We start from the raw sequence: 3,801 nt of genomic DNA on the forward strand, positions 1-3,801 counted from the left end.
CGCCGAGCGTCAGCGGCGCGATCCGGGGCAGGAAGCGGTCCGCATACCAGGCTTCTCCCCGTCGTCCGACCAGGATCTTCCTGGTCAGGAAGCCGGCGGCGAAGGGCAGGCCGAGGTAGAGCAGCACCGCTTCGGCGATGGTCCAGAAGCCCACGTCGACGACGCTCCCCTCGAGGCCGAAGACCGGTGGCAGCACCGTCAGGAAGACCCAGGCGTAGACGGGGAAGAACAGGATCTGGAAGATCGAGTTGAAGGCGACGAGGCCGGCGACATACTGCCCGTCCCCGCGGGCGAGCTCGTTCCAGACCAGGACCATGGCGATGCAGCGGGCGAGCCCGATCAGGATCACCCCGGTCATGTAGCCCGGCTCGTCGCGGAGGAAGAGGACCGCGAGGAGGAACATCAGCACCGGGCCGATGAGCCAGTTCTGCACCAGCGACAGGGCGAGCAGGCGTCGGTCGGCGAAGACCCGCGGCAGCTCCTCGTAGCGCACCTTCGCGAGCGGCGGATACATCATCAGGATCAGGCCCACGGCGATAGGGATGTTGGTGGTGCCCACCGAGAGCTGCTGGATGGCGCCGGGGAGGCCGGGGATCAGCGTGCCGAGCGCGATCCCGAGCGCCATGGCGGCGAAGATCCAGACGGTCAGGTAGCGGTCGAGGAAGGACAGGCGGCGGATAGGGAGTGTCATTCGTGCCTCATGGGGTCCGGATGCGGTTGCCCGCGGCGTCGACGAAGGCGTCGCCGTCCTCCTTCGTGAAGGCGCCGCGTTGCGGCGGCAGCAGGTCGAGGACGCGCTCGGACGGTCGGCAGAGGCGGACTCCCTTCGGGCCGACGACGATCGGCCGGTTGATCAGGATCGGGTGCGCCTCGATGGCGTCGAGGAGCTGCGCATCCGTCAGGCCCTCGTCGGCGAGCCCGAGATCGGCGTAGGGGGTGCCCTTCTCCCGCAGGATCGCCCGGACGGGAACTCCCATGCGCGCCACGAGCGCCTCCAGCATCGCGCGGCTCGGTGGGGTCTTCAGATATTCGATCACGTGCGGCTCGATGCCGGCGTTCCGGATCATCGCCAAGGTGTTGCGGGAGGTGCCGCAGGCCGGGTTGTGGTAGATGATGACGTCCATGGGCCGCCTCACGCGACGTCGGGTCGAGGAGTGGTGGCGCCTTCGGCTTGTCCGATCTCCCGCAGCCGGGCGGCAAGGCTGGCTCGGTCCAAGGAGGCGACCGGCAAAGCCGCGAAGGCTGCGATGCGGGCTCTCAGATACCGAAGCGCCAGGATGAACGCCATTTCCCGCTCGATGTCCGTGCCCGTCGCGGCGGCCGGATCCTCGATCCCCCAATGCTCCGTCACCGGGTGGCCGGGCCAGAGCGGGCAGGTCTCGCCGGCCGCGCTGTCGCAGACCGTGAACGCGAAGTCCATCACCGGCGCCTCCGGCCCGGCGAACACGTCCCAGCTCTTCGAGCGCAGACCCTCAGTCGGGAAGCCGAGATTCCCGAGGATTTTGAGCGCGGTCGGATGGACCTCGGGCTTCGGATGGCTTCCCGCGGAGAAGGCCCGGAAGCGCCCGTCGCCCTCCTTCCGCAGCACGCTCGCAGCGATGATCGAGCGTGTGAAGTTGCCCGTGCAGAGGAACAGCACGTTGAACACGCGCTCAGGCATTGGCGTCATCCTTTTCGGGTTCGCAGGAACAGGCGAGCGCGGCGACGGCGGGGGCGCAGATGTCCGGGTGCCCCTGGCAGCAGTCGCGCATCAGGAACGCGATGAGGCCAGAGAGTGCGGGAAGGACGGCGGCATAGATAATGAACCGGCCGTCCCGTCGCGAGATGACGAGCCCGGCCTGCTCGAGATGCGTGAGGTGAAAGGAGAGGCGCGAGCTCGTTGCCCCGCCGATCGCCTCGCCGAGCGCGCCGGCGGGCATGCCGTCGGGACCGGCCCGGACCAGCGTGCGCACGATCCGCAGGCGGGTCTCCTGCGAGAGCGCCGCAAAGGCGGCCAGGGCCGAGGGCTCGTCCATCGTTTTCTTCTCAACGGCTCAATAGATGTTGAGATAACAGTCGGGCCCGGACGAGGTCAATCCCCTTGCGCGTCCATCCTCGGCGTCCATGCCGCGGACAGCCACCAGAGGAGTCCGACTGCGGCAAGGTTCCCAAGCGCCAGGATCGCGAGGCTGGCGATCGTGGCCGACGCGTCCAGTCGCGCGATCATGAGCGCCCCGATCGTCGGCGCCAGCGCCTGGGCCAGGAGGCTCGGAAGCGCCAGGCGGCCCACCAGCGCGGCGTATCCAGCCGATCCGAACAGCGTCAGCGGAAGGGCGCCGCGGGCGATCGACCAGAGGCCGTTGCCGGCGCCATAGGCGATCAGCGCGAGGGCGGTCGTCCGGATACCGGCCGAGAGCAGCGCCAACCCGGACGCGATCAGGACGGCGGCGACCGCCATGGTCCAGATCGGGTGGTGCCGGCCGCCGGTGGCGAGCTCGACCACCCGGGCGCCCACCTGCGCGGGTCCGATCAGTGCCCCGAGCGCCACGGCGGCCGCGAGGCTCAGTCCGCCGGCTTCGAGCATGGCGATCAGGTGGACGGAGCAGATCGCAGCGATCGCCGCAGCGGCCGTCAGGATCACCGCCAGCAGGCCCACGAGAAGGCGGCGGCCAGTCGGCATGCTCACCCCGGGAGCCTGCCCGGCAGCGCTGGCCCTCTGCGCCGGCGGCTCGGCCGGGATCCCGACGAGAACGAGCGGCAAGGTGACGACCAGGTGCGTGCCGGAATAGGCGAGGCAGGCGCCGCGCCATCCCAGCTCGCCGACGAGCCAGGCCGAAAGCGGCCAGCAGACGGTGCTCGCAAAGCCGCCCCATAGCGTCAGCGTGGTGATCGCGCGTCGCGCGGCGAGGCCGTAGAGCCGGCCCAGCGTCGCGAAGGCAGCGTCGTAGAGCCCAGCGCCCATGCCGGCGCCGATCACCGACCAGGAAAGGAAGTAGACGGGAAGGGTCCGCGCGGAGGCCAGCAGGGCAAGGCCGAGCGCAAGCAGCATGGCCGCGGCGGCGAGAACCGGGCGCCCGCCCTGCGCCTCGATCGTGCGCCCGACCCGGACGGACACCAGCCCGGCCACCAGCAGCCCGACCGACACCCCGCCGATCACCCAGGCATAGGGCCAGCCGGTGTCGCGCGAGATCGGCGCCGCGAGAATCGCGAGCAGGTAGTAGGACGACCCCCAGGCAAGGATCTGGACGATCCCGAGGGCGGCGACCACACGATGGGGGTCGGCGTCGACCGACCCCGCGCCTCCCGGCCTCACGCAGCTCCCGCCCCCGCGACGACCTTTTCGTTGCCGCAGCCACACCCCTGCTTTCCGGCATCCTTCGCGTCCGCGTCGCGCTGGCAACAGGCATCGACGCCGGCGGATGCCGGGCCTCCGCAGCAGCCCGCGGAGGCCGCGTGCTCGCGCGGACCGGCGCTGCAGACGCCGGTTTCCGGGAGGACGAGATGCACTTCGCGCGCGGCCGCATGGTCGCCGGCGATCTCAGCGACGACCGACCGCACCTGCTCGTAGCCGGTGGCCATCAGGAAGGTCGGCGCCCGGCCGTAGGACTTCGAGCCAACGATGTAGAAGCCGGCATCGGGATGCTGGAGCTCGGCTGCCCCGTGCGGCGGCACGGTCCCGCAGGAATGCAGGTTCGGGTCGATCAGCGGGGCGAGCGCCGGCGGCGCCTCGACCACCGGGTCGAGCGCAATCCTGAGCTCGCGCAGCATCTCGAGCCCGGGCCGGAAGCCCGTCGCGACGACAATTCGATCGACCGACAGCAT

At 70.4% G+C, this 3,801-nt stretch carries 5 protein-coding genes and 1 pseudogene; all 6 read right to left on the reverse strand.

The features are described 5' to 3' along the window. Positions 1 to 691 (reverse strand): ACR3 family arsenite efflux transporter (arsB, locus tag Q0112_RS01665; RefSeq protein ID WP_297970544.1); only part of this gene is annotated, 691 nt, incomplete at its 3' end. Positions 692 to 698: 7 nt separating this feature from the next. Beyond that, positions 699 to 1,124: an arsenate reductase (glutaredoxin) gene (gene arsC, locus Q0112_RS01670; RefSeq protein WP_297970546.1), complete on the reverse strand. Its 426-nt coding sequence runs from the start codon at positions 1,122 to 1,124 to the stop codon at positions 699 to 701. Between the two features lie 8 nt (positions 1,125 to 1,132). Further along, on the reverse strand, positions 1,133 to 1,669 hold the full coding sequence (locus Q0112_RS01675) for an arsenate reductase ArsC (protein ID WP_297970548.1): 537 nt from the start codon (positions 1,667 to 1,669) through the stop codon (positions 1,133 to 1,135). Next, positions 1,653 to 2,015 carry a helix-turn-helix transcriptional regulator gene (locus Q0112_RS01680; protein WP_297970550.1) on the reverse strand — a complete coding sequence of 121 codons (363 nt, stop codon included), beginning with the start codon at positions 2,013 to 2,015 and terminating at the stop codon, positions 1,653 to 1,655. The genes Q0112_RS01675 and Q0112_RS01680 overlap by 17 nt, the downstream gene beginning before the upstream one ends. Before the next feature lie 56 nt (positions 2,016 to 2,071). Then, complete coding sequence (locus Q0112_RS01685) at positions 2,072 to 3,247, reverse strand: MFS transporter (protein ID WP_297970552.1); 1,176 nt, start codon at positions 3,245 to 3,247, stop codon at positions 2,072 to 2,074. A gap of 41 nt (positions 3,248 to 3,288) precedes the next feature. Beyond that, positions 3,289 to 3,801: pseudogene (locus tag Q0112_RS01690) on the reverse strand (hypothetical protein); the annotation flags it as partial.

The sequence above is a fragment of the uncultured Amaricoccus sp. genome, from assembly GCF_937858865.1.
Lineage (GTDB): Bacteria > Pseudomonadota > Alphaproteobacteria > Rhodobacterales > Rhodobacteraceae > Amaricoccus.

Coding starts and splice junctions, on each gene's coding strand:
- arsC (WP_297970546.1), bottom strand. CDS start 1,124: ATGGACGTCATCATCTACCACAACCCGGCCTGCGGCACCTCCCGCAAC.
- Q0112_RS01675 (WP_297970548.1), bottom strand. CDS start 1,669: ATGACGCCAATGCCTGAGCGCGTGTTCAACGTGCTGTTCCTCTGCACG.
- Q0112_RS01680 (WP_297970550.1), bottom strand. CDS start 2,015: ATGGACGAGCCCTCGGCCCTGGCCGCCTTTGCGGCGCTCTCGCAGGAG.